This is a genomic window from Mycobacterium sp. E740, from assembly GCF_001672895.1.
Classification (GTDB): domain Bacteria; phylum Actinomycetota; class Actinomycetes; order Mycobacteriales; family Mycobacteriaceae; genus Mycobacterium.
On record NZ_LZKP01000113.1, the window covers coordinates 21,119 to 42,806 of the forward strand.

General features: G+C 68.8%; 18 protein-coding genes. 12 read left to right on the plus strand and 6 right to left on the minus strand.

Features of this window, described 5'->3' with window-relative positions; genetic code table 11:
- The first annotated feature begins 110 nt into the window (after window positions 1–110).
- The gene (gene eccB / locus A5663_RS10925; RefSeq protein ID WP_068148049.1) at window positions 111–1,496 is read left to right on the plus strand and encodes a type VII secretion protein EccB; all 1,386 of its coding nucleotides are present in this window, start codon (window positions 111–113) and stop codon (window positions 1,494–1,496) included.
- Here the strand turns inward: eccB and mycP are convergent.
- Window positions 1,464–2,825, minus strand: a complete 1,362-nt coding sequence (gene mycP / locus A5663_RS10930) for a type VII secretion-associated serine protease mycosin (protein ID WP_068148052.1) — start codon at window positions 2,823–2,825, stop codon at window positions 1,464–1,466. The two genes, eccB and mycP, sit on opposite strands and share 33 nt — an antisense overlap.
- Window positions 2,825–4,156, minus strand: a complete 1,332-nt coding sequence (gene eccD / locus A5663_RS10935; RefSeq protein WP_197503365.1) for a type VII secretion integral membrane protein EccD — start codon at window positions 4,154–4,156, stop codon at window positions 2,825–2,827. Before eccD ends, mycP begins: the two co-directional genes overlap by 1 nt.
- 119 nt (window positions 4,157–4,275) lie before the next feature.
- Here eccD and eccCb point away from each other — a divergent pair, with 119 nt between their 5' ends.
- The 4 genes from eccCb (at window position 4,276) to A5663_RS10955 (ending at window position 9,820) form a co-directional block, all read left to right on the plus strand.
- Window positions 4,276–7,977: a type VII secretion protein EccCb gene (eccCb, locus tag A5663_RS10940; protein WP_068148059.1), complete on the plus strand. Its 3,702-nt coding sequence runs from the start codon at window positions 4,276–4,278 to the stop codon at window positions 7,975–7,977.
- The gene (locus A5663_RS10945; RefSeq protein ID WP_082974049.1) at window positions 7,974–9,113 is read left to right on the plus strand and encodes a type VII secretion-associated protein; all 1,140 of its coding nucleotides are present in this window, start codon (window positions 7,974–7,976) and stop codon (window positions 9,111–9,113) included. Before eccCb ends, A5663_RS10945 begins: the two co-directional genes overlap by 4 nt.
- Before the next feature lie 76 nt (window positions 9,114–9,189).
- A complete protein-coding gene (locus tag A5663_RS10950; protein WP_068148116.1) occupies window positions 9,190–9,513 on the plus strand; it encodes a WXG100 family type VII secretion target in 324 nt (107 codons plus the stop codon).
- A gap of 10 nt (window positions 9,514–9,523) precedes the next feature.
- Window positions 9,524–9,820, plus strand: a complete 297-nt coding sequence (locus A5663_RS10955) for a WXG100 family type VII secretion target (RefSeq protein WP_068148061.1) — start codon at window positions 9,524–9,526, stop codon at window positions 9,818–9,820.
- Window positions 9,821–9,920: 100 nt separating this feature from the next.
- Here A5663_RS10955 and A5663_RS10960 read toward each other — a convergent pair whose 3' ends face one another.
- On the minus strand, window positions 9,921–10,112 hold the full coding sequence (locus tag A5663_RS10960; protein ID WP_068148064.1) for an excalibur calcium-binding domain-containing protein: 192 nt from the start codon (window positions 10,110–10,112) through the stop codon (window positions 9,921–9,923).
- Window positions 10,113–10,420: 308 nt separating this feature from the next.
- On the opposite strand from A5663_RS10960, the gene rplM reads away from it, so the two are divergent.
- From rplM to A5663_RS10985, 5 genes are all read left to right on the plus strand, one after another.
- Window positions 10,421–10,864 (plus strand): 50S ribosomal protein L13, encoded by a 444-nt coding sequence (gene rplM / locus A5663_RS10965; RefSeq protein WP_068148067.1) that lies wholly within the window; start codon window positions 10,421–10,423, stop codon window positions 10,862–10,864.
- Window positions 10,861–11,337, plus strand: coding sequence for a 30S ribosomal protein S9 (rpsI, locus tag A5663_RS10970; RefSeq protein WP_082974051.1), 477 nt, complete (start codon window positions 10,861–10,863; stop codon window positions 11,335–11,337). Before rplM ends, rpsI begins: the two co-directional genes overlap by 4 nt.
- 167 nt (window positions 11,338–11,504) lie before the next feature.
- The gene (gene glmM / locus A5663_RS10975; RefSeq protein WP_068148070.1) at window positions 11,505–12,842 is read left to right on the plus strand and encodes a phosphoglucosamine mutase; all 1,338 of its coding nucleotides are present in this window, start codon (window positions 11,505–11,507) and stop codon (window positions 12,840–12,842) included.
- A 40-nt stretch (window positions 12,843–12,882) separates the two neighbouring features.
- Complete coding sequence (locus A5663_RS10980) at window positions 12,883–13,188, plus strand: type VII secretion target (RefSeq protein ID WP_068148073.1); 306 nt, start codon at window positions 12,883–12,885, stop codon at window positions 13,186–13,188.
- Window positions 13,189–13,190: 2 nt separating this feature from the next.
- Window positions 13,191–14,582, plus strand: a complete 1,392-nt coding sequence (locus A5663_RS10985; protein ID WP_068148075.1) for a hypothetical protein — start codon at window positions 13,191–13,193, stop codon at window positions 14,580–14,582.
- A 317-nt stretch (window positions 14,583–14,899) separates the two neighbouring features.
- Here the strand turns inward: A5663_RS10985 and A5663_RS10990 are convergent, their stop codons facing one another.
- The 3 genes from A5663_RS10990 to A5663_RS11000 all read right to left on the minus strand — a co-directional run bounded on the left by A5663_RS10990 (window position 14,900) and on the right by A5663_RS11000 (window position 18,288).
- Window positions 14,900–16,186, minus strand: coding sequence for a DEAD/DEAH box helicase (locus A5663_RS10990; RefSeq protein WP_156744431.1), 1,287 nt, complete (start codon window positions 16,184–16,186; stop codon window positions 14,900–14,902).
- A gap of 178 nt (window positions 16,187–16,364) precedes the next feature.
- Window positions 16,365–17,405, minus strand: a complete 1,041-nt coding sequence (locus tag A5663_RS10995; protein WP_068148078.1) for an LLM class F420-dependent oxidoreductase — start codon at window positions 17,403–17,405, stop codon at window positions 16,365–16,367.
- A gap of 37 nt (window positions 17,406–17,442) precedes the next feature.
- Complete coding sequence (locus A5663_RS11000) at window positions 17,443–18,288, minus strand: dienelactone hydrolase family protein (RefSeq protein ID WP_068148080.1); 846 nt, start codon at window positions 18,286–18,288, stop codon at window positions 17,443–17,445.
- 55 nt (window positions 18,289–18,343) lie between these two features.
- Here A5663_RS11000 and glmS point away from each other — a divergent pair, with 55 nt between their 5' ends.
- Window positions 18,344–20,212, plus strand: a complete 1,869-nt coding sequence (gene glmS / locus A5663_RS11005; RefSeq protein WP_068148083.1) for a glutamine--fructose-6-phosphate transaminase (isomerizing) — start codon at window positions 18,344–18,346, stop codon at window positions 20,210–20,212.
- Window positions 20,213–20,265: 53 nt separating this feature from the next.
- Window positions 20,266–21,687, plus strand: coding sequence for a bifunctional ADP-dependent NAD(P)H-hydrate dehydratase/NAD(P)H-hydrate epimerase (locus A5663_RS11010; protein WP_068148118.1), 1,422 nt, complete (start codon window positions 20,266–20,268; stop codon window positions 21,685–21,687).
- The last annotated feature ends 1 nt before the right edge of the window (window position 21,688 follow it).

Sequence of the window (21,688 nt, forward strand, 5' to 3'; positions counted from 1 at the left end):
CATATCCGGGGGCCTGTCGGCCAACGGTTTGCTCGTCCGGCCCCTCTGGGGCGACGAAAACGGTGATCGCTGCGCCTGCCCGCGAGCCTTAGGCTGACGGCGGGGGAGTGATGACAGGGCGATCGACCAACGGACTGCAGCTCAGCGCACACCGCTTCCTGCTGCGGCGAATGCAGCACGCGCTCGTCCGTGGCGACGTCGGAATGTTCGATGATCCGATGCGAGCACAGTCGCTTTCGATGCTCGCCGGGGCGGTCCTGACGGCCATCGCGATCGGGGCTTGCGCCGTGCTGGCGTTCGTTGCGCCGCGCGGGACGCTCGGCGATGAGCCGATCGTTTTGGTGCGTGATACCGGCGCACTCTACGTACGCGTCGATCACACTTTGCATCCAGCGCTGAACCTCGCGTCGGCGCGGCTCATCACGGGTTCGACCGCGAAGCCGCAGCTCGTCAGCGCCTCAGCCGTCAGTGCCGCGCCGCGCGGAGCGACGCTGGGGATTCCGGGCGCACCCGACACGATCGGAACGCCGTTGACCGCGGACGAGTCCGGCTGGCTCGTCTGCGACGACGCGTCATCGGCGACCACCGTACTGGTGGGGCGGGTCGACGATGCCCGTGCCGCCCGCCGCAGCGTACTGGTCAGCGTCGTGGACGAAGGCGCCGCGACAACGTATCTGCTGTTCGACGGGCGGCGCGCGCGAGTCGACCTGCGCAACCCCGCCGTCGTCCGTGCGCTTCGGGTGGAGGGCGTTGTGCCGCGGCCCGTCTCGCGTGCGGTTCTGGACATGTTGCCGGAGGTTGCGGAGATCGCAGCGCCGTACATCCGCAACGCCGGTGCGCAGGCGTCGCTACGCGGGTTGCGTGTGGGCGCTGTGGTCCGTGTCCCGCGAACGGATTTCGCGGAGCTCTACGTGGTGCTCGCGACAGGTGTGCAGCGGATAGGAGCTGTGGCCGCCGACCTCATCCTGTTCACTCAGGCTCAGCAGGCACGCGAGATTGCAACCGTCGACCCCGGTGTCATCGGCGCGGTCCCGGTTGTCGACGAGCTGCCGGTTGCGGATTTCCCCGCGCGCGCGGGCGTCGCCGACGATCCCGTGCTGTGCGGGCAGTGGCGGTGGGCGAACGGCTCGAATTCCGTTGCCGCAGAGGTGGTGAGCGCCGACTCGATGCCCGGGTACGAAGTTGCGCGGACCATTCAGTTGGCGCAGGGCGACTCGGCCGCCGCCGGCATCGACGGCTTTTCCCTGGCCGGTGGGCGCAGCGCGTACGTGCGGGCGGTCGGCGTCAGCGGCGACGGCGCGCGGAGCGGAACCCTGTACCTGGTCGATGACAACGGTGTGGTCTTCGGTATCCGTGACGAGAAAACGGCCGAGCGGCTGGGGTTGCTCGGGGAGCCGGTGCCTGCACCGTGGCCGGTGCTGGCGCGGCTACCGCGGGGGCCGGAGCTGAGTGTGGCGGCGGCCTCAGTCGCGCGGGACGGCCTTGTCGTTCCGTAACCGCCTGCGGCACAACGTGGTTGCGGCTACAGCGAGGATAACCGCCAGGCAGATGGCGGCGCCGCGTAGCGCGATGAGGGCAGGTCGCTGATCGGGCGCGGTGGACGCCGGAAACGCCACGGCCGTGACCCGATCCGCTTTTTCGATGGGTCGCGGGCCGCCCGTCACCGCCCCCAGCACGTCGACGACTCCGTGCCCCACGACGGGATCCCATCCCGCGGCGGGGTGCCGCGCCGTCTCCTCGATGCGGCGCATCACTTGCCGGGCGGTCAACTGTGGTGATCGTGCCCGAACCAGCGCCACGAGGCCGGCGACGACGGGTGCGGCGTAGCTGGTTCCGGCGATCGGTTGCTCACCGGCCGAGGTCGCTGTTTTGGCGACCAGCCCCTCGCCGTCGCGATCGAGTGAGATCACTTTCTCGCCCGCCGCGGCGACGTCGACCCAGGGGCCGGCGAGGCTGAAGTCCGACGGTCGCCCGTCCGGGGCGATCGACCCGACCGTCAGCACGTAGTCGTCATACCAGGCGGGGCTCGCCACCACCTTGACGTCGTCCCAGTCCGGCCGGCCCGGATGAGTGGGATTCTGGTCCCGACATTGCCCGGGCGCACCGACATTGCCCGCGGCGGCCACGACGACGACGTTCTTCACGTCGACCGCGTACGCCAGAGCCGCGCCCAAGGCTCGGTCATCCAGGACGGCGTCGGCGGCGACGCAGGCTACGGTCGAGATGTTGATGACGGTCGCGCCCATGTCCGCTGCCGTACGCACCGCCCTGGCGAGGGTGTCGACGTCGCCGAAACCGGAGCCGGTCGTGTTGTCTGCTGCACGGAACTTGTTGCTGGACTGCCGGATACCGACAATCGCGGCGTCCGGAGCGACGCCGCTGAACCGGTTCGCGGTCTCGCGATCCGCCGTGGCGCCGATGATCCCTGCGACGATCGTGCCGTGTCCATCGCAGTCCTCGGTGCCGTCACTGCTTGAGACGAAGTCGCCACCGGGAACGAGATGAGGCAACAGCCGATGGCGCGCCACCCCGGTGTCGATCACCGCGACTGTCTGCCCCGCGCCGCGCGTCAGCCGCCACACTGACGGCAGATCCAAGTCGTCGAGTTGGCCACCGGCGTCGGCTGGTACCGAATCGCCGAGCGATGCAGCGCATTGCTCGGTCTGCTCGGTGCGTGTCGGCGGTGCGGGTGACTGCGACTTGGGCAGCAGCGAGTCGTCGACTGCCGGCGGCGTTGTCGCGGCCGCCTTCGGCACGACGGCCGGGGGAGCGAACACGAATGCGGCGGGAAGCGCGATGCCGAGCATCCGTGTGCCGATCGACATCACGTCAGCGCCGAGTTCCGGACGAAGTCGAAAACGCCGGTGATCCAACAACCGAGCGGTATCACCGCCGCCAACGCCGCGTACTCGGCCAGTTCGACGGCTCGGCGCACCAGCAGGGGCGGTGTGTGACCGAGAAGGGGGATCAGCGCGCCGGTCGCCAGGAGACAGGCGAGTGCGCCGAACATGTAGCCGTGCTGTGGAGCCACGGCCACCGCGGCCGCCAAACCGGCGATGAGGACGGCGAATCCGCACGCCGTCAGCGTGGTGCGCCGGACGGTCCCGATGTGGGTGCGGGCGCGCAGCAGCATCGCGGCGCCCACGGCGATCTCGAAAGCAATTGCAGCGAACGAGCGTTCGGCTACCCGGCTGCCGACGAGCACACTGCCGACGAGCGCAGCCAGTCCTGCGCCCGCCACGATTCCTGTCAGTGTGTCGTGGGCGATCGTCACCCGGCTTTCCTCGACGCCGGACCGACATCCGATGTCTTCCGCATCGGGCGCCGCGGGGCCGAGGCGAGTGAACTGAATCGCCAGCCGCGCAGCGACGCCAAACGTCGCGAGCGCCGATGTGGCCAGCAGTACACCCGTGGAGACGCTGTCGAGACTGCCCGTGGTGGCAACCCCCGACGCCGCGGCACACAGCAGCGCGGTGGTGACGATGCCGGTCAGCTCCCAACAGAAGCTGAGCCGCAGAAGCAGAACCGCTACGACCAGGGCGGCGCTCGAGGTCAGTAGCAGGTGTGCCGGGAGTGGGCCGACGGGAACAGCGACAGCACCCCCGGCGGCGGCCATCAGCACGGCAATTGCGTTCAGCCCGAGGCGTAGTGGTTTCTGGCGACGCTGGCGCTGGGCCACGACCGACGCCAGGATGGCTGCGCCACTGAGCCCCGCGGCGGTCGCAACCGGCGCCATACCGACGCCCGCGCGTGCCGAGCAGATGATCGCAACCGCGCCGACCGCTGCGGCGACCACGCTCGCGACAGCGCACAACGGCTGCGGTACGCCACCTGCAGGGGGTGCAAGGCGGGCCGCCGTACGGCTCGCGTCGCAGTCGAAGAAGACCGGTGCCGAAACGTCCTCGGTGGTGAGCCACAGAACGTCACCGTCGCGAACCTCATTGTCCCGCAGGCTCAGCGACTCGTCGAGTGAAGCTCCGTCGACTCGGAGAAGCCGCCAGCGCTGCGCGCTCTGTCGGTGATCGACTTGGATGAGTTCAACAAGCGACGGCAGCATGTCGCCGAGGCAGGCGCGACTCGGCAGCGCCACATCGACTGTCTGCGCTGTGTGTGGGCCGTCGACGTGCACGGTGACCCGGCACAGTGAAGCGTTCAAAACATCCCTCCGAATGACGCCGGTGCGCTCACCGTAACGCCGTCCGCGGGGTCGTGGATGCACTGATTGTTCCGGCTGGGGATGGAACCGAATCGGGCTACGCGGCGTCTATTTCGGCGATGGAGTTTTCTCGTCAGCCGTGCAGCGTCGAGGTGAAACCACCTCCGGCGCTGCCGAAAGCGGCGCCAAGCAATGCTGTCGCCCGGCTGTTGCCGGTGGCCATGCTGGTCGCCGCCGTCAGCATGATGGCTGTCTACTTCACGTCCGGGTCCGGCGCGGGCCGCGGACCGATGTTCATGTTCTTCCCGGTGATGATGTTGATGTCTGTTCTCGGCACCGTGGCTTACGGGCTTCGAGGCGGCGCCGGCCGGTTCGCCGAGATCGACGGCAACCGGCGCGATTACCTGCGCTACCTTGACCGCCTGGACGACGACGTGGTGACCGCGGCGGTGGACCAGCACCGCTCACAGCACTGGCGCCATCCCGCCGCCGAGTCTTTGTGGACGTTGGGGGACAACCGGATCGGGGAGCGGCGCCCCGATGACGACGAGTTCTGCTGTGTCCGGGTCGGCATCGGTGACCAGCCGTTGGCCACGCCACTGGTGGCGCCCGACTACGGCCCGGTCGACGAGCGGGATCCCGTGACGGTGTCCGCGGTGCGCGCCTTGATTCGTCAGCGTTCGGTCGTGGAGCGCCAGCCGGTTGTGGTCGGGTTGCGGCGGCACAGCGTGATAGCGGTCGGCGGTGACGAAGGGCAAGCTCGGGGTTTGGTGCGTGCGATGGTGTGCCAGTTGGCCGCCTTCCATGCTCCCGGTCACGTAGCGGTCGTCGCGGTGGCCGCCCCGTCACGACGCGGTGAGTGGGACTGGCTGAAATGGCTACCACATCATCGATATTCGCTGTACGACTCCGCAGATCTGCACATCGTCGCGATCGTCGACGGCGCGGCGCCGCCCGACGTCGAAGGGATAACCGGCGGCGTCACGCTCGTCGAGATCGGGCCGGTTCGCGACGAGGGATCGCCCCGCGTCGTGTACGCGGACGTCGACGTCGACCGGCTGTTGTTGAGCACCAATGAGTCCGAGGTGAGCTGGCAGCCCGACTGTTTGACACCGGTGCAGGCAGCCATGTGCGCTCGGCGGCTGGCGGCTCACTACGCGGTCGCTGCGAGCAGCGCGCTCCCTGCGTCGCCGTCCCGTAGTTGGCTCGATCTGCTGGGCTTCGAGCGGCCCGGCCAGATCAACGCCGAAGAGATCTGGACCCGACCCCGTGGGATTCAGCCGGTGCCCATCGGCGTCACCACCGACGGCGCACCGGTGCGCATCGACATCAACGAGGCTGCGCGCAACGGCATCGGTCCGCACGGCCTCTGTGTCGGGGCGACTGGCTCCGGGAAGTCCGAACTGCTTCGCACCCTGGTGCTCGGCATGATCACCATCCACCCACCGGATGTTCTCAACCTCGTGCTGATCGATTTCAAGGGCGGCGCAACGTTTCTCGGGTTGGAGTGCGCGCGGCACGTCGCCGCGGTGATCACCAACCTCGCCGACGAGGCCCACCTGGTCGCCCGCATGAACGACGCGCTCGCCGGCGAGGTGCATCGCCGACAGGAATTGCTTCGCGCGGCAGGCAATTTCGCCAACGTGACGGACTACGCCCAGGCTCGGGCGAGCGGGGCGTCACTACCACCGTTACCGGCCCTGTTCGTCGTCGTCGACGAATTCTCCGAGCTCCTCAGCCAGCACCCAGACTTCGCCGACCTGTTCACGGCGATCGGCAGAGTGGGCAGATCGCTGGGCATCCACCTGCTGTTGGCGAGTCAGCGACTCGACGAAGGCAGGCTGCGTGGCCTGGACACCCATCTGTCGTATCGGATCTGTCTCAAGACCTTCTCCGCCAGTGAATCTCGGGCCGTGCTGGGCGTGGCTGACGCCCATTCGCTGCCCGGCGTTCCCGGCGCGGCTTTCTTGAAGACCGCTGCCGGTGACCTGACCCGCTTCCACACCGCTTTCGTCTCCGGGGCCTGCGCGCAACCCCGGACCGAGCCGTGTGTGCCGATGCTGTTCACCGCCGCACCGGTCGCCCAGCATGCGGAGCTGCCGTCGGAACACAGACCGACGCCGACCCTGTTGGGCGCCGTCCTGGACCGAGTCGGCGGCCGAGGGCAGGCCGCGCATCCGGTGTGGCTGCCACCGTTGGACGCACCCCCGACACTCGGCCTGCTCGGGCACCCCGGCGGCCGCCAGCAGCTGGACGCCCCGATCGGGCTGGCGGACAACCCGTTCGAACAACGTCGCGACCTGCTGACAGCACGGCTGGCGGCGAGCAACTGCGCGATCATCGGTGCGTCCCAGTCGGGAAAGTCGACCGCCGTGCGAACGCTGATGCTGGCTCTCGCGGAGATGCACGGTCCGACCGAGATCGGCTTCTACTGCTTCGACTTCGGTGGCGGTGCGCTGAGCAGCCTGAGCGGTCTGCCGCACGTGGGATCGGTGGCCGGTCGAACAGATGCCGATCTGTGCCGCCGCACCGTTACCGTGCTCGAATCGTTGATCCGACAGCGGGAGGACCGCTTCAGGAATCTGGGCATCGACTCGATGGCCGAATACCGCGCCCGGCGCGCCGCGGGCGACCCGGACGCAACCGAGGACCGCTACGGCGACGTGTTCCTGGTCGTCGACGGCTGGGCCCATTTGCGTCAGCAGTTCGAAGGCTTGGAAGCGCCGATCACCGTGATCGCCGCGCAGGGGCTCGCGTTCGGCGTGCACGTCGTCGTGACGGCGTCGCGGTGGGCCGAGCTGCGCCCAGCGCTCAAAGACCAGATGGCGACCCGGATAGAACTACGCCTCGGCGACCCGGCCGAGTCGGAGATGGATCGGCGGCGGGCGCGCGCGCTGACCACCGCGCCGCCAGGCCGGGGCATCACCGCCGAAGGGCGCGAGATGGTGATGGCGCTGCCCCGTTGGGACGGCGTACGCGACGTGGCCGGTCTGTCCGATGCGGTCGGTGCGACCGTCGACCGCCACCGGCAGCGATGGGCAGGACAGGGCGCGCCGCGCATCGAACTGCTCCCGACGCTGGCGAAGCACGCCGAACTCGTCACATCGATGCCGCGCCGCAAAGACTCGGACCATCTGCTCATCGGCGTGGATGAACGCGAACTCGAGCCGGTGACAGTGGATTTCGCCGAGCAGTCGCACCTGCTCGTGTTGGGTGAGCCCGGTTGCGGAAAGACCGCACTGCTGCGGCTGCTGTGTAACGAAATCGTCCGGACCCGCAGCGCCGATCGGGCACTGCTGGAGATCGTCGACTTCAGGCGCTCCCTGCTCGGGGTCGTCGAAACCGCGCACCTGTGCGGATACGCCGCCTCGCCGGTGGCGCTGAGCACGCGACTGCCGAAACTGCTCGCCACACTGCAGGCGCGCATGCCCGGTGAGGACGTGACACAACAACAATTGCGGGACCGGTCGTGGTGGTCGGGCCCGGAGTTGTTCCTCGTCGTCGACGACTACGACCTGGTCGCCGCATCGACCGGCAACCCGTTGGCCCCGCTCGCCGACTTCTTGCCGCACGCACAGGATCTCGGACTGCACGTCGTCGTCGCGCGCCGGTCCGGTGGCGCGGCCCGGGCGATGTTCGACCCGGTGCTGGCGAGGATGCGCGAACTCGGCTGCATGGGCCTGGTGATGAGCACCAGCAACGAGGACGGTGTACTCCTGGGCTCAGTCCGGCCGTCAGCGCAACCACCGGGACGCGGCACGTTGATCACCCGAGGCGGCGGCGAGCGACTGATTCAGGTTGGTTGGACCGAGCCGCCGTGAGCCCGGTCGTCGTCGAAGTCGGTCCGACCGCGGTGCGAGGCGCCAATCGCGTTGAGGCCCAGATGGTTTCGGTCGCGCTGGAAGCCATTGACGACGAGCTGGCGCTGCTCGACGAACGCCCGGTATCCGTACCGGAGCTGTGGACCGCGCTGCTACGTGACGCAGCAGCGGCTGCTGACGCGATAATCCTCGTATACCCGACGGGGTGGCCGAGCGCGCGAATCGACCGGCTGCGGACGGCGGCGCAACAAGTCGCGACGGTCGTCGAGGTGATCGGCCGGACCGAGGCGCTGCAGGCGGAAACACGTGCGACCGTCGTCGAGGTCGCCCCGGAGCTCCTCGTCGTCACCAGAGTCGGGGCGCGTGCGGTCGTCGTTTCCAATCTCGGCCCCGACGTGGGCGACAAGGTGGCCGCAGCAGTTGGGGTGGCCGGGCCCGTATTGGTCGACGCGCCGACGAGCATGCAGGCCGACCATCTGGTGAGCGGCATTCTCAAACAACTACGGGCGAAAGGTGTTTCGGCCCGCATCATCGAGGACGATGCGGTGCGTCGAGGCGCCGCACGGCTGGCCTCGCCCGACGACGAGATCACGGGTCCGCACAGAGACAAACGGCGTGCTGCGGCGGTCAGGTTCGGCGCTGTCGCGGTCACCGCGACAGTCTGCGGCGCACTCGGGTTCCGCGTGGCCGCTGACCCACCGGACTCCGCGGCGAGGGTCTTGGTGGAGGGCCGCGTCGAGGTGATGGTGCCCGCCGCCTGGCCGGTGCAACGAATCACGTCAGGCCCGGGATCGGCCCGGCTCGAGATCACGTCACCGTCGGACGACGTATCGCTGCACCTCACGCAGTCGGTTGGCGGACCGCAAACCGACCTGGCGCAGACCGCAGCAGCGTTGCGAACCGCGCTCGCTGACGAACCGGGGGATGTCTTCGTCGAGTTCGACGCCTCCGGCGCTCGGGCCGGCCGCAGTGCGGTGACGTATCGGGAGCTGCGAGCAGACCATCACGTCGCGTGGACGGTGCTCGTCGACGACGGTGTCCGGATCGCGATCGGCTGCCAGAGCGCACCCGGTCGGGAGTCCAGCGTGCGCGAGGTGTGCGACCGGGTGATCAGCTCTGCACACGCGGTCTCGTGAAGTCGATGGAACCGGACACTCGCCTGGTGCGTCGTATCAGTCAGAGCCATCGCAAAGAGACGCCGAAAGGATGCTCATGACGACACCGCAAAGCGGTTCACTGCACACCGATTTCGACCTGATGACCGCTGTCGCGAACAACACGGACGCCCGCAACGAGGAGATGCGCGCGATGCTGCAGTCGTTCATCGGCCGAATGACCGCGGTGCCTGCCTCGGTGTGGGGCGGCGTCGCGGCGACCCGCTTCCGTGATGTCGTCGACCGGTGGAACACCGAATCGCTGAAGCTTCACGGCTCGCTGCAACGGATCGCCGAGACCATCCGGCTCAACGAGCAGACCCTGCGCGAGGCCACCGAAAGCCATTCGCACCAAATCGGTGCCGTCGCCCACCAGCTCTGAAGGAGTCGTGATGAGTCACGTGTTGTCGTACAACTTCGACGAGATCGAGTACGCCGTTCGGCAGGAGATCCACAGTACCTCGGCCCGGCTGAACGCCGCCCTCGACGACCTGCGGGCTCAGATCGCGCCGCTGCGGGAAGTGTGGACCCGCCAGGCCGCCGACGCCTACCGGATCGAGCAGGCGAGGTGGGATCAGGCGGCCGCTGCGCTCAACGACATTTTGATCAGCCTCGGCAATGCGGTTCGCGACGGCGCCGAGGACGTCGCCGCGACCGACCGCAGGGCCGCGAGTGCCTGGGGCGCATAGCCCCGTGAATCCGGTGCGGGCCCGACTGGAGGGGAGCCGAAGGGCACGCACGGTTCGCGCCACCGTGGCCGAGGAGAGCGGCCACGGTGGCGCACAACCCTTACTCGCAGGCGATGCCGTCGCCGTCGCGGTCGAGGTGCGCGGCGTAGCCGTCCTCGCCCTGCATGATCGGTGCCGCGCCGGCCTCGCGGGCAGCGGTGCAGTTCTTGTAGTAGACGTCGGCAGATGCGGTCGCTGCACCGGCCGCGGTTGCGGCGATGACGAATGCGGCGACGATCAGACCACGAATCATTCTCACTCCAGCGTTCTCGAAATTGCGGTTGCGGGGCCGGCCGACATGCCGGCGGCCCCGCGGAGACGCTAAGGCGACGGAGACGAAAAGGAATCAGGGGTTTCCCTATGTTTGTACCGCGCCGTAGGCCCGGTGATGCACCGTTTTGACCTGCGACGACGCCCGCAGGTAAGCTGCCTCGTTGGCGTGCGGAAAGCACGGGTTCTCGGGTCAACGTCGGTCGCCGAGAAAACTCGCCGCATATCGCCTGACCGGCACCCGGGTCACCGGGATCCGAAACCCGACAGGGCAAAAAGGAAGGTAGCGCTGTGCCTACGTACACGCCGAAGGCGGGTGACACCACACGTTCGTGGTACGTCATCGACGCCACCGACGTGGTGCTCGGCCGGCTCGCCGTCGCGGCAGCGAATCTGCTGCGTGGCAAGCACAAGCCGACATTCACCCCGAACGTCGACGGTGGCGATTTCGTCATCGTCATCAACGCCGACAAGGTCGCCATCGGTGGCGACAAGCTGCAGAAGAAGTTCGCCTACCGCCACTCGGGTTATCCCGGCGGTCTGCGCAAGCGCTCGCTCGGTGACGAGATGGAAAAGCACGCCGACCGGGTCGTCGAGCGGGCGATCCTGGGCATGATCCCGCACACCAAGCTGGGCCGGCAGATCCAGAAGAAGCTGCGGGTCTACGTCGGTCCGGATCATCCGCATACCGCCCAGCAGCCGATTCCGTACGAGATCAAGCAGGTGGCCCAGTGACCCAGCCAGTCGAGACAACCGACGACACCACCGAAGCCGTGACCGAGGCGACCGCAGAGGCGACTCCACGCGAACCGGTCTTCATCGACCGCCCGATCCAGACCGTGGGCCGCCGCAAGGAGGCCGTGGTCCGCGTTCGGCTGGTCCCCGGCACCGGCCAGTTCAACCTCGACGGCCGCAGCCTCGAGGACTACTTCCCGAACAAGGTCCACCAGCAGCTCATCAAGGCTCCGCTGGTCACCGTGGATCGGCTGGAGAGCTTCGACATCTACGCGCACCTCGACGGCGGCGGCCCGTCCGGCCAGGCCGGCGCGTTGCGCCTGGCGATCGCCCGTGCGCTGATCCTGGTGCAGCCGGAGGACCGGCCTGCCCTGAAGAAGGCCGGCTTCCTGACCCGCGACCCGCGGGCCATCGAGCGCAAGAAGTACGGCCTGAAGAAGGCCCGCAAGGCGCCTCAGTACAGCAAGCGCTGACCAAGCCGCGAAACCGCCGGGTGTGCATCGCATGCCCGGCGGTTTTGTATTCAACGCGTCGGCTGGGCGCGGGTGGCGCGTCGCGCCCGGATACCGATTCGGCGACGGCATGGCCGTCGACCGCCGCGGTTGGCTCTGCGGCGCCCAGTTATGAGAAGTTTGTCGGCATGCCTCGACTGTTCGGCACCGACGGAGTGCGCGGCATCGCCAACCAGGACCTGACTGCTGAGCTGGCGCTGGCGCTCGGCTCCGCGGCGGCGCGTCGGTTGGGCAGCACCGGCGGCCACGCTCGTCGGGTGGCCGTCGTCGGCCGCGACCCGCGCGCCAGCGGGGAGATGCTCGAAGCCGCCGTCATCGCGGGTCTGGCAAGCGAGGGTGTCGACGCGCTGCGGGTCGGAGTCCTGCCGACACCGGCAGTCGCCTACCTGACCAGCGCCTACGACGCCGACTTCGGCGTGATGATCAGCGCCTCACACAACCCGATGCCCGACAACGGCATCAAGATCTTCGGTCCCGGCGGGCACAAGCTCGACGACGCCACCGAGGACAGGATCGAAGAACTGGTCACCCAGGGTTCACAGAGCAGGCCGACGGGCGCCGCGATCGGTCGCGTGGTCGACGCGCAGGACGCACTCGACCGCTACCTGCGCCACGTCGGCAAGGCCGTCACCACGCGATTGGACGAGCTCACGGTCGTGGTCGACTGCGCCAACGGCGCCGCGTGGGCCGCCGCGCCGCATGCCTACCGTGCCGCGGGGGCCAACGTCATCACGATCAACGCCGCTCCGGACGGCCTGAACATCAACGACCGCTGTGGATCCACTCACATGGAGACGCTGCGGTCCGCGGTCGTGTCGTACGGGGCCGACATCGGGCTCGCGCACGACGGCGATGCCGACCGGTGCCTCGCCGTCGACGCCCAGGGCCAGGTGATCGACGGGGACGCGATCATGGTGATCCTGGCCCTGGCCATGCAGGAGAGCGGCGAACTGACGTCGAACACTCTGGTGGCGACCGTGATGAGCAACCTCGGCCTGCATCTGGCCATGCGGGCGGCAGGGATCGAGGTCCGCACCACCAGCGTGGGGGACCGGTATGTGCTGGAGGAACTGCGCGCCGGAGGCTACGCGCTGGGTGGCGAGCAGTCCGGCCACATCGTCATGCCGGCGATGGGCACGACGGGCGACGGCATCGTCACCGGGCTGCGGTTGATGTCGCGAATGGCGCAGACCCGCACCTCGCTGGCCGCGCTCGCTTCGCCGATGCGGACCTTGCCGCAGGTACTGATCAACGTCGCGGTGGCCGACAAAGCGACGGTCGCCGACGCCCCGTCGGTCCGCAGCGCTGTCGCCGAGGTCGAAGCGGAACTCGGCGACACCGGTCGAATCTTGTTGCGCCCATCGGGAACCGAACAGGTCGTGCGCGTGATGGTGGAGGCGGCCGACGAAGACACCGCGCGGCAGCTGGCGGCGCGAGTCGCCGAGCAGGTCAGCGCCCAACGCTGACGATGGAACCTGCGGGCCTGCCCGCGCGTCCAAGTCATACATGGGAGCAAGGGAAGCATCCCGCGTCGATGCCGCTGCGCTGCTGAGCATCGCAGGGCAGTACGAGCTGGTCGCCGGCCTCATCGACGGGGCAGTGCGAACGCATCTGGGCGAGTTGACGTTCGACGGCGCCGGCGCAGGCCGGTCATACGTCGCGCATGGGGACGCGGTGCGGTCAGCGGTCGAGGACGTCGTGAGCGGGCTGCGGCAGTGGTCGCGGGCGTCGGCGGAGATCGCCGCGGTGCTCAGGGTCTCTGCTGATCGGTACGTCGAGGCCGACGTGTATGCAGCGCGCCGGCTGGTGTGACGATGGCCGAAACATTCGACGCGGCAGCGCGTTTGGCGGACGGCGGGCCTGCCGTCGCCGATTTCCAGCAGTACGCGCAGGCGTGCCAGTGTCTGGGTTACCAGCATCCGGACCTGACGGCGCACCCGGCGCAGGTGCGCGACTGGTACGCCAACGAAGACGGTATGGACCTGCGTGCTCTCGACGCGGATTGCGGCGCGCTGCAAGCGGCAGCGGCGGCAGCCGACGATGCGCTCGCCCGCCAGCAGACCCAATTGAGCGCGCTCGCAACGGCGTGGCAGGGCGCCGGCGCGCACGCGGCGCATGAGTTTCTGCGGCGTCACGGCGAGGCGGCGGCCGCTGCAGCGGTCGCCGTCCGGGCCGCAGCGAACGCCTATTCGGACCTGCGTGACCGGCTGTGGCGGGCCGTCGACGGCAAGGTGGCGACCGTGCTGGAAGTCGGCGACGGCGTGCAGGCTCGGCGGGCGGATTGGCTGGCCGCGTCGCACACCGTCACCACGGGCGCCGGTGACCGGGCAGTGGCCAGCGAGCTGGTCGACCACGAAGTGAAACCGTTCGTGGACAACGTGATCGGCGGCCAGTGGCTGGCCGCTATGCGGGCAGCGGTTGACGCGGTCGAAGCGGCCTATGAGGCGGCGACGGAGGAGCTGGCTTCCGAACCGGAACCGAAATTCGAAGTGCCCGGCGACATCGGACCGGAATCGACCCCACCCGCGGCCGACAACCCCACGACGGCCCTCGCGGGAACCGCCTCCGCGCCAGCGTCAGCACCAGCGCCGGCCGCGAGCCCGGCGCCCGCGGGACCGGTGCCCGTCGCCCCGGCAGCGTGGAGTGCGCCGGCTCCTACAACGCTTCCCTCAACGACCGCGGCGCCGGCGCCATATGTGGGGGCGGCACCCGCCGATCCCATGATGGCGCAACCGGCGGCCAGTCCTTCGCTGCCGTCGCTCGGCGGCAGTTTGCCCGGCATGGGCGGCGGCGGCTTGTCGAGCTTCGGCCAGCAGCTGGGCGACATGCTGGGCGGATTGCTGGGCGAGGGTTCACTCGAGGACCCACGAGGAGCCGACGACGCGCTGGACGTCGAGGAGCCGGACGTCGAGGGCGAAGACGAGAGCGAAGAGGAGAGCGAAGAGGACGAACCCGATGAGCCGAGCGAGGAGGACACAGAGAACGTAGACGAGGATATGGAGCCGGTCGACCCTGCCGCCGCGACCGACTGCCCGCCGGAGTCCGAGGCTGCCGCTCCGGAAGCGCCGCCCGGCGAGCCCGCTGCAACGCCGGCCCCGCCGCCGGCAGAGCCGCTGACCGTCGCCCCGGCGCCCGAACCGCTGCCGTCCGACGCCGGCACACCGTGCCAGATCGCCGCCGACGAACTGCCTCAGGTTGGTGAGTGACGCCTAGTCGGGGCGGCTGACCAGCAGGCGGACGCACTCGGCGGCGACCACGCCGTCGCGATGGGTCGTGCCGCAGTGCTCACACCACGGATGAACGACCCGGTGGCGCCTGCGCCGCAGGACCTCTGCGAACCCTGCTCTTGTGGTTGTCCGGCGGTGGGCCGACAGATGTGATCTCGGGGGCCGCACACAAACTCTGGTCGTGTTCTGCAGCCCGTATGTTTCGGAGTTCATCGCTGCACCTCTTTCGAGAGTGAGACCTGAATACCCACAATTCTGACGGTTCATACCGCAGTGATTGCGGCGACTCGCCGCAGCTAGGCGTTGGCCGGGCGCCTCGTCCGCGACGGGCGGCGGCGACGCGACCGCTGGCCCTTGGCCGGGGCGGGTTGCCGTGGCTTCGTGGGCTCCGGCCGGGTGGCGACGATCGGATCTCCGAACGTCCGCTCGCCCGGCGAAATCTCGTGAAGCACCGGATGCGACGAACCGCTGAATCGCGTGACCGTCGGCTTCACCCCGGCCTTGCGCGTCAACTGCCGCACATCGGAGACCTGCTCATCGAGCATCAGCGTCACGACCGTGCCGTCGGCCCCGGCTCGTGCGGTCCGGCCCGACCGGTGCAGATACGCCTTGTGCTCGACCGGTGGATCGGCGTGCACGACGAGGCCCACGTCGTCGACATGGATGCCACGCGCGGCGATGTCCGTCGCCACCAGCACCGTGGCCGAACCGTCAGAGAACGCGGACAGATTCCGCGTCCGCGCGTTCTGCGACAGGTTGCCGTGCAACTCAACTGCGGGCACACCGCGCGAATTCAACTGGCGGGCAAGGTTCTTGGCGCCGTGTTTGGTGCGCGCGAACACGATCGTCCGGCCCGGCGACGCGGCAAGGTCTGCCAGCACGTTGAGCCGAGCCGCCTTCTCGACGTGCAAGACGTGGTGCACCATGGCGGTGACCGGCGACTGCTCCGAATCAACGCTTTGCACAACGGGATTGGTGAGGTACCTCTTCACGAGGACATCGACGCCACCGTCGAGCGTCGCCGAGAACAGCATCCGCTGGCCGCCGCGGGGTGTCTTGTCCAGCAGTCGTTTCACCGGGGGGAGGAAACCGAGGTCGGCCATGTGGTCGGCCTCGTCGAGCACGGTGATCTCCACAGCCGACAGGTCGGCGTGGCGCGACTTGACGTGGTCTTCGAGCCTGCCGGGGCAGGCGATCACGATGTCGACACCTCGGCGCAGCGCTTGGATCTGCGGGTTGGGCCCGACACCACCGATGATCGTCACCGATCGCAGATCGGTGGCCGCGGCCAGCGGAGCCAGGGAGTCGCTGATCTGAGCGGCCAGTTCACGGGTGGGCGCGAGAATCAGCGCACGCGGGCGGCCGGGAACGCGCTTGGTCCGGCTCGCTGTGAGCCTCGCCACGACGGGCAACAGAAACGCATAGGTCTTGCCGGACCCGGTGCGGCCGCGGCCGAGGACGTCGCGACCGGCCAGCGAATCCGGCAGCGTCGCGGCCTGGATGGGGAAGGGGGAGGTTATGCCGTTTTCGGCAAGGGTGGCGACGACGGCTTGTGGTAGGCCGAGGTCGGCGAATGTGGGCACGCTTGTGCCACTGGGGATTTGCACAGACAAGTAAAAGCTCCGAAAGTTCAGTGTGGTCGTCCTGCCCGGCGCGGAGGATCCGCGGCGCTCGGTGTGACGATCGAGATGCGGCAAGAGGCAGAACAGACGATGCCGCTGCACCCACTGTACAGGGATGCCGCCACATCCCGGAAATCCGCTACGGAAGCAGCTCGCGCAATTGCTCGACGAACCTCACGGTTTCGCCGCGGTCAGCTGAAAGCGGTTGCAGCAGTAGCGTCGTCGCGCCCGCTTCCGAGAAGGCGGCGATGCGCTCCTGGACGAATGCCCGCGGACCGACCAGCGACACGTTGCGCACCAAGTCATCCGGTACCGCCGCGATGGCCTCGGTTTTCTTGCCGGACAGGTAGAGGTCCTGGATCACGTCGGCAACTTCACCGTAGCCATAGCGGGTGGCCAGATTGTGGTAGAAGTTACGTCCCCGGGCGCCCATTCCGCCGATGTAGAGCGCCAGCTGCGGCTTCACCCAGGACAACCGGTCGTCGACGTCCTCGCCGATCGCCAGCGGCGCGCTGACCATCACATCCAGCGGGCCCAGCGACGGATCGCGTCGGCCGAAGCCGGCCCGCAGCGCCTCACCCCACACCTCGTCGGCGTGCTCCGGATAGAAGAACACCGGTTGCCAGCCTTCGGCGATCTCCGCGGTGAGTTCGACGTTCTTCGGCCCGAGAGCGGCAATGGTGATCGGGATACGCTCGCGGACAGGATGATTGATCAACTTCAACGGCTTGCCCAGTCCGGTGCCCTGGTCGGCGGGTAGCGGAATCCGGTAGTGCTTGCCGTCGAACTGCACGCGCTCGCGGCGCCACACCTGCCTGCAGATCTCGACCACTTCGCGGGTGCGTCCCAGTGGCGCATCGAACGGCACGCCGTGGAAGCCTTCCATCACCTGCGGCCCGGAGGTTCCGATGCCGAGCCGGAAGCGCCCGCCCGAGACGTAGTCCAGCCCCGCGGCCGACATCGCCAGCAAGGTGGGGGTGCGGATGTAGATCGGCACCACGCCGGTGCCCAGTTCCATGGTCGAGGTCCTCGCGGCCAGGAAACCGAGCTGGCTGATCGCGTCGTAGGAGTACGCCTCGGCCACCAGGGCCAGGTCCACCCCGACCTTCTCGAGCTCGACGACCTGATCGACCGCCTGCAGGAAGCCGTCGGTGTAGTTGAGGAAGATCCCGGTCCGCATCAAAAGGTTATACACCCAACCGGTTGGTTGGCACCGCTCAGGGCTTCAGCAGCGCGACGACCTTGTTCTCCAGCGCAACTGGGTCGTCGGCGAACGGGTCGACCGTCGGCGCCTTCGGCAACGCTGCCCCCGCATCGGCGAAGTCCCGGTAAGCCTTGTCGCCGGTCAGGGTGTGCAGCAGGTATCCGGTGATCAGCGCCCGCACCACCTTCTGTGTGCTGCGGTCGGCACCCGGCAGACCGACGGCCCGAGCCAGTCGGCGGCCTTCGATCAAGCCACCCGGCTTGGCCTTGTTGACGGTGCGCAGGGTCGCCGTCTTCCAGGCGCGTGCGAGTTCCACGGCATTGGACCGCAGCGTCATCGGGTCTCCCGGCCCGCTCAGCACCAGCCCGGGAACCTGCAGCGCCGCTGCGGGCTCCTCGGCGGGCGGCGCGGAGATTGTGGGGAAGATCGCAACCACGGACTTCGGTTTGGCGGGCATGCCGGCCGCCGCGAACACCGCCGCCGAGCCGCCGAACCCGTGCCCGAGGACGCCGAGCTTGGTCGGGTGCACGCTGATCTCGCCTGGGCCGAGCCGGACGCCGGAGATGATGTCGAGCGCGGTGCCCAGGTCATACGCCAGATTGAGGACCGACGGCGCCAGACCTGTCTCGGTCGCCGGCGCCGCGGCGACGATGCCCCACGACGCCAGATGCTCCAGCGTCCCCTCGTACCGTTCCGCGGCCGCGAGCCAGTCGTGACCGAATGCGACACCGGGTAGGTTCAAACCGGCTTCGGGGGTGTACAGGACGCCGGGAAGGCCGGCGAACGCCAGGTCACCGCGCAAAACGCGGTGCGGGCCGCGGCGGGTCAAAGCCTTGAAGAGCTTCTTCGTGCTGGCCACCAGACGACCGTAGCCCACAGGGCTCAGAGCGGCTCTTGCACTACCCTGAATGCCTATGTGCGGAATCGTCGGCTACGTCGGGCAGCGCCCTGCCTGCGAGATCGTCGTCGACGCACTGCGCCGGATGGAGTACCGCGGATACGACTCGTCGGGAGTCGCTCTGCTCGACGGACACGGCGGGCTCACCGTCCGCCGCCGGGCCGGGCGGCTGGCCAACCTGGAAGCCACGCTGACCGAGACCGATCGGGACGAGCTGACGGGAACCACCGGCCTGGGGCACACGCGCTGGGCCACGCACGGCAGGCCCACCGACCGCAACGCCCACCCGCACCGCGACGCGGCGGGCAAGATCGCCGTCGTCCACAACGGCATCATCGAGAACTACGCCGCCCTGCGGGCCGAACTCGAGGAGTCCGGGGTGGAGTTCGCCAGCGACACCGACACCGAGGTCGCAGTGCACCTGGTCGCCCGGCAGTACCGCGACGGCGACACCGCCGGTGACTTCCCCGCGTCGGTGCTGGCCGTGCTGCGCCGGTTGGAGGGGCACTTCACGCTGGTCTTCGCCAACGCCGACGACCCCGGCACGATCGTCGCGGCGCGCCGCTCCACACCCCTGGTGCTCGGCGTCGGCGACGGCGAGATGTTCGTCGGTTCCGACGTCGCCGCATTCATCGAACACACCCGCGACGCCGTCGAACTCGGTCAGGACCAGGCGGTGGTCGTCACCGCCGACGGCTACCGCATCACCGATTTCCACGGGGTGGACGGCGCCTCGAATGCCCGTCCTTTCCACATCGACTGGGACACGTCGGCAGCGGAAAAGGGTGGCTACGAGTACTTCATGCTCAAGGAGATCGCCGAGCAGCCCGCGGCCGTCTCCGACACGCTGCTCGGCCACTTCGCCGACAACCGCATCGTGCTCGACGAGCAGCGGCTCTCCGATCAGGAGCTGCGCGAAATCGACAAGGTGTTCGTGGTCGCGTGCGGCACTGCCTACCATTCCGGGCTGCTGGCCAAGTACGCGATCGAGCACTGGACCCGGCTGCCCGTCGAAGCGGAACTGGCCAGCGAATTCCGTTACCGCGACCCGGTTTTGGACCAGCACACGCTGGTGGTCGCTATCTCGCAGTCCGGGGAGACCGCCGACACGCTAGAGGCCGTGCGGCACGCCAAGGAGCAGAAGGCCAAGGTGCTGGCCATCTGCAACACCAACGGCAGCCAGATTCCGCGAGAGTGCGATGCGGTGCTGTACACCCGGGCCGGACCGGAGATCGGTGTGGCGTCGACCAAGACGTTCCTCGCCCAGGTCGCCGCCAACTATCTTGTGGGCCTTGCACTGGCGCAGGCGCGCGGTACCAAATACCCCGACGAGGTGGAGCGGGAGTACCGCGAACTCGAGGCCATGCCCGATCTGGTCGCCCGGGTGCTGGAGACGGTCGAACCGGTCCGCGCGTTGGCGCACCGCTTCGCGCAGTCGCAGACCGTGTTGTTCCTCGGCCGGCATGTCGGCTATCCGGTCGCGCTCGAAGGCGCGCTCAAGCTCAAGGAGCTGGCGTACATGCACGCCGAGGGCTTCGCGGCGGGCGAACTCAAACACGGTCCGATCGCGCTGATTGAAGACGATCTTCCTGTCATCGTCGTGATGCCGTCGCCGAAGAACTCGCCGATGCTGCACGCCAAATTGCTGTCGAACATCCGCGAGATCCAGGCCCGCGGCGCGGTCACCATCGTCATCGCCGAGGAGGGCGATGACACGGTGCGCCCGTATGCCGACCATCTGATCGAAATCCCGGCGGTGTCAACTCTTTTCCAGCCACTGCTGTCGACGATTCCGCTGCAGGTGTTCGCCGCCGGTGTCGCGCAGGCCCGCGGCTACGACGTCGACAAGCCACGCAACCTGGCCAAGTCGGTCACCGTCGAATAGTCTCTGGCGCTTTCGGCGTCCCGAAGGCGAGCGGCGCACTAACGTGGGTGACGATGCGGCACTACTACACCGCCGAGCAGATCCGCGAGGCTGAAGCGCCGCTACTGGCGTCCCTGCCCGACGGCGCCCTGATGCGCCGCGCCGCCAACGCCCTCGCCGTCGCGATCGCACGCGAACTGGTGTTGCGGACCGGTGGGATAGCCGGACGGCATGTCTGCGCGGTGGTCGGCTCCGGCGACAACGGCGGTGACGCGCTGTGGGCCGCGACGTTCCTGCGCCGCCGCGGCGCCGCCGCAGCGACGATCCTGCTGAAGCCCGACCGCACTAACCGCAGCGCGCTCGCGGCGTTCACCGCCGCCGGCGGCCGCGTCGTCGAGGCCGTCCCGCAGCAGGCGGACCTGGTGATCGACGGCGTGGTGGGAATCTCCGGGTCCGGATCGTTGCGACCGGATGCGGCCGAGGTGTTCGACGCCGTCGAAGCAGCGGGCATCCCCGTGGTCGCCGTCGACATCCCCAGCGGCGTCGATGTGCAGACCGGCGTCGCCGACGGGCCGCATGTGCGAGCCACCTTGACGGTGACGTTCGGTGGACTGAAACCCGTTCACGCGCTGGGCGATTGCGGCCGCGTCGAGTTGGTCGACATCGGACTGGACCTGCCGGCTTCCGGCCTGATGGCGTTCGACGCCGCCGACGTCGCCGCCCGCTGGCCGGTGCCCGGCCCGAAGGACGACAAGTACACCCAGGGGGTCACCGGGATCCTCGCGGGGTCCGCAACCTATCCAGGGGCTGCGGTCCTGTGCACGGGGGCAGCGGTCGCTGCAACGTCGGGCATGGTCCGCTACGCGGGAAGCGCTGGGCAGCAGGTGCTTTCGCAGTGGCCGGAGGTGATCGCGGCGCCGAACGCGAGCGCTTCGGGCCGAGTGCAGGCGTGGGCCGTCGGGCCCGGTCTGGGCACCGACGACCGGGGCGCGACGGCACTGTGGTTCGCGTTGGAGAGCGGGTTGCCCACGATCGTCGATGCCGACGGGTTGACCATCCTGGCCGCGCATCCCGACCTCGTCGAAGGCCGGGAGGCGCCGACCGTGCTGACGCCGCACGCCGGCGAGTTCGCGCGCCTGACCGGTTCGCCGCCTGGCGACGACCGCGTGGGTGCGACGCGAAAGCTGGCCGACCGACTCGGCGTGACCGTGCTGCTGAAGGGCAACGTGACCGTCATCGCCGAGCCCGGCGGCCCGGTGTATCTCAACGCGGCGGGCCAATCGTGGGCTGCCACAGCGGGATCCGGAGATGTGCTCACCGGGGTCATCGGCGCGCTGCTGGCTGCGGGTCTGCCGGCCGGCGAGGCCGCTGCAGCCGCGGCGTTCGTCCACGCCCGCGCCGCGAACCTGGCCGCCTGCGATCCCGGGCCGAGCCCCGCCCCGACTTCGGCGTCGCGCATCCTCGCACACATCCGAACCGCCGTCGCAAGTCTGTAAC

Excerpts from the sequence above, each read along its gene's own strand:
- eccB (WP_068148049.1), top strand. The coding sequence starts at position 111 with ATGACAGGGCGATCGACCAACGGACTGCAGCTCAGCGCACACCGCTTC.
- mycP (WP_068148052.1), bottom strand. The coding sequence starts at position 2,825 with ATGTCGATCGGCACACGGATGCTCGGCATCGCGCTTCCCGCCGCATTC.
- eccCb (WP_068148059.1), top strand. The coding sequence starts at position 4,276 with ATGGAGTTTTCTCGTCAGCCGTGCAGCGTCGAGGTGAAACCACCTCCG.
- A5663_RS10950 (WP_068148116.1), top strand. The coding sequence starts at position 9,190 with ATGACGACACCGCAAAGCGGTTCACTGCACACCGATTTCGACCTGATG.
- A5663_RS10955 (WP_068148061.1), top strand. The coding sequence starts at position 9,524 with ATGAGTCACGTGTTGTCGTACAACTTCGACGAGATCGAGTACGCCGTT.
- A5663_RS10960 (WP_068148064.1), bottom strand. The coding sequence starts at position 10,112 with ATGATTCGTGGTCTGATCGTCGCCGCATTCGTCATCGCCGCAACCGCG.
- glmM (WP_068148070.1), top strand. The coding sequence starts at position 11,505 with ATGCCTCGACTGTTCGGCACCGACGGAGTGCGCGGCATCGCCAACCAG.
- A5663_RS10980 (WP_068148073.1), top strand. The coding sequence starts at position 12,883 with ATGGGAGCAAGGGAAGCATCCCGCGTCGATGCCGCTGCGCTGCTGAGC.
- A5663_RS10985 (WP_068148075.1), top strand. The coding sequence starts at position 13,191 with ATGGCCGAAACATTCGACGCGGCAGCGCGTTTGGCGGACGGCGGGCCT.
- A5663_RS10995 (WP_068148078.1), bottom strand. The coding sequence starts at position 17,405 with ATGCGGACCGGGATCTTCCTCAACTACACCGACGGCTTCCTGCAGGCG.
- glmS (WP_068148083.1), top strand. The coding sequence starts at position 18,344 with ATGTGCGGAATCGTCGGCTACGTCGGGCAGCGCCCTGCCTGCGAGATC.
- A5663_RS11010 (WP_068148118.1), top strand. The coding sequence starts at position 20,266 with ATGCGGCACTACTACACCGCCGAGCAGATCCGCGAGGCTGAAGCGCCG.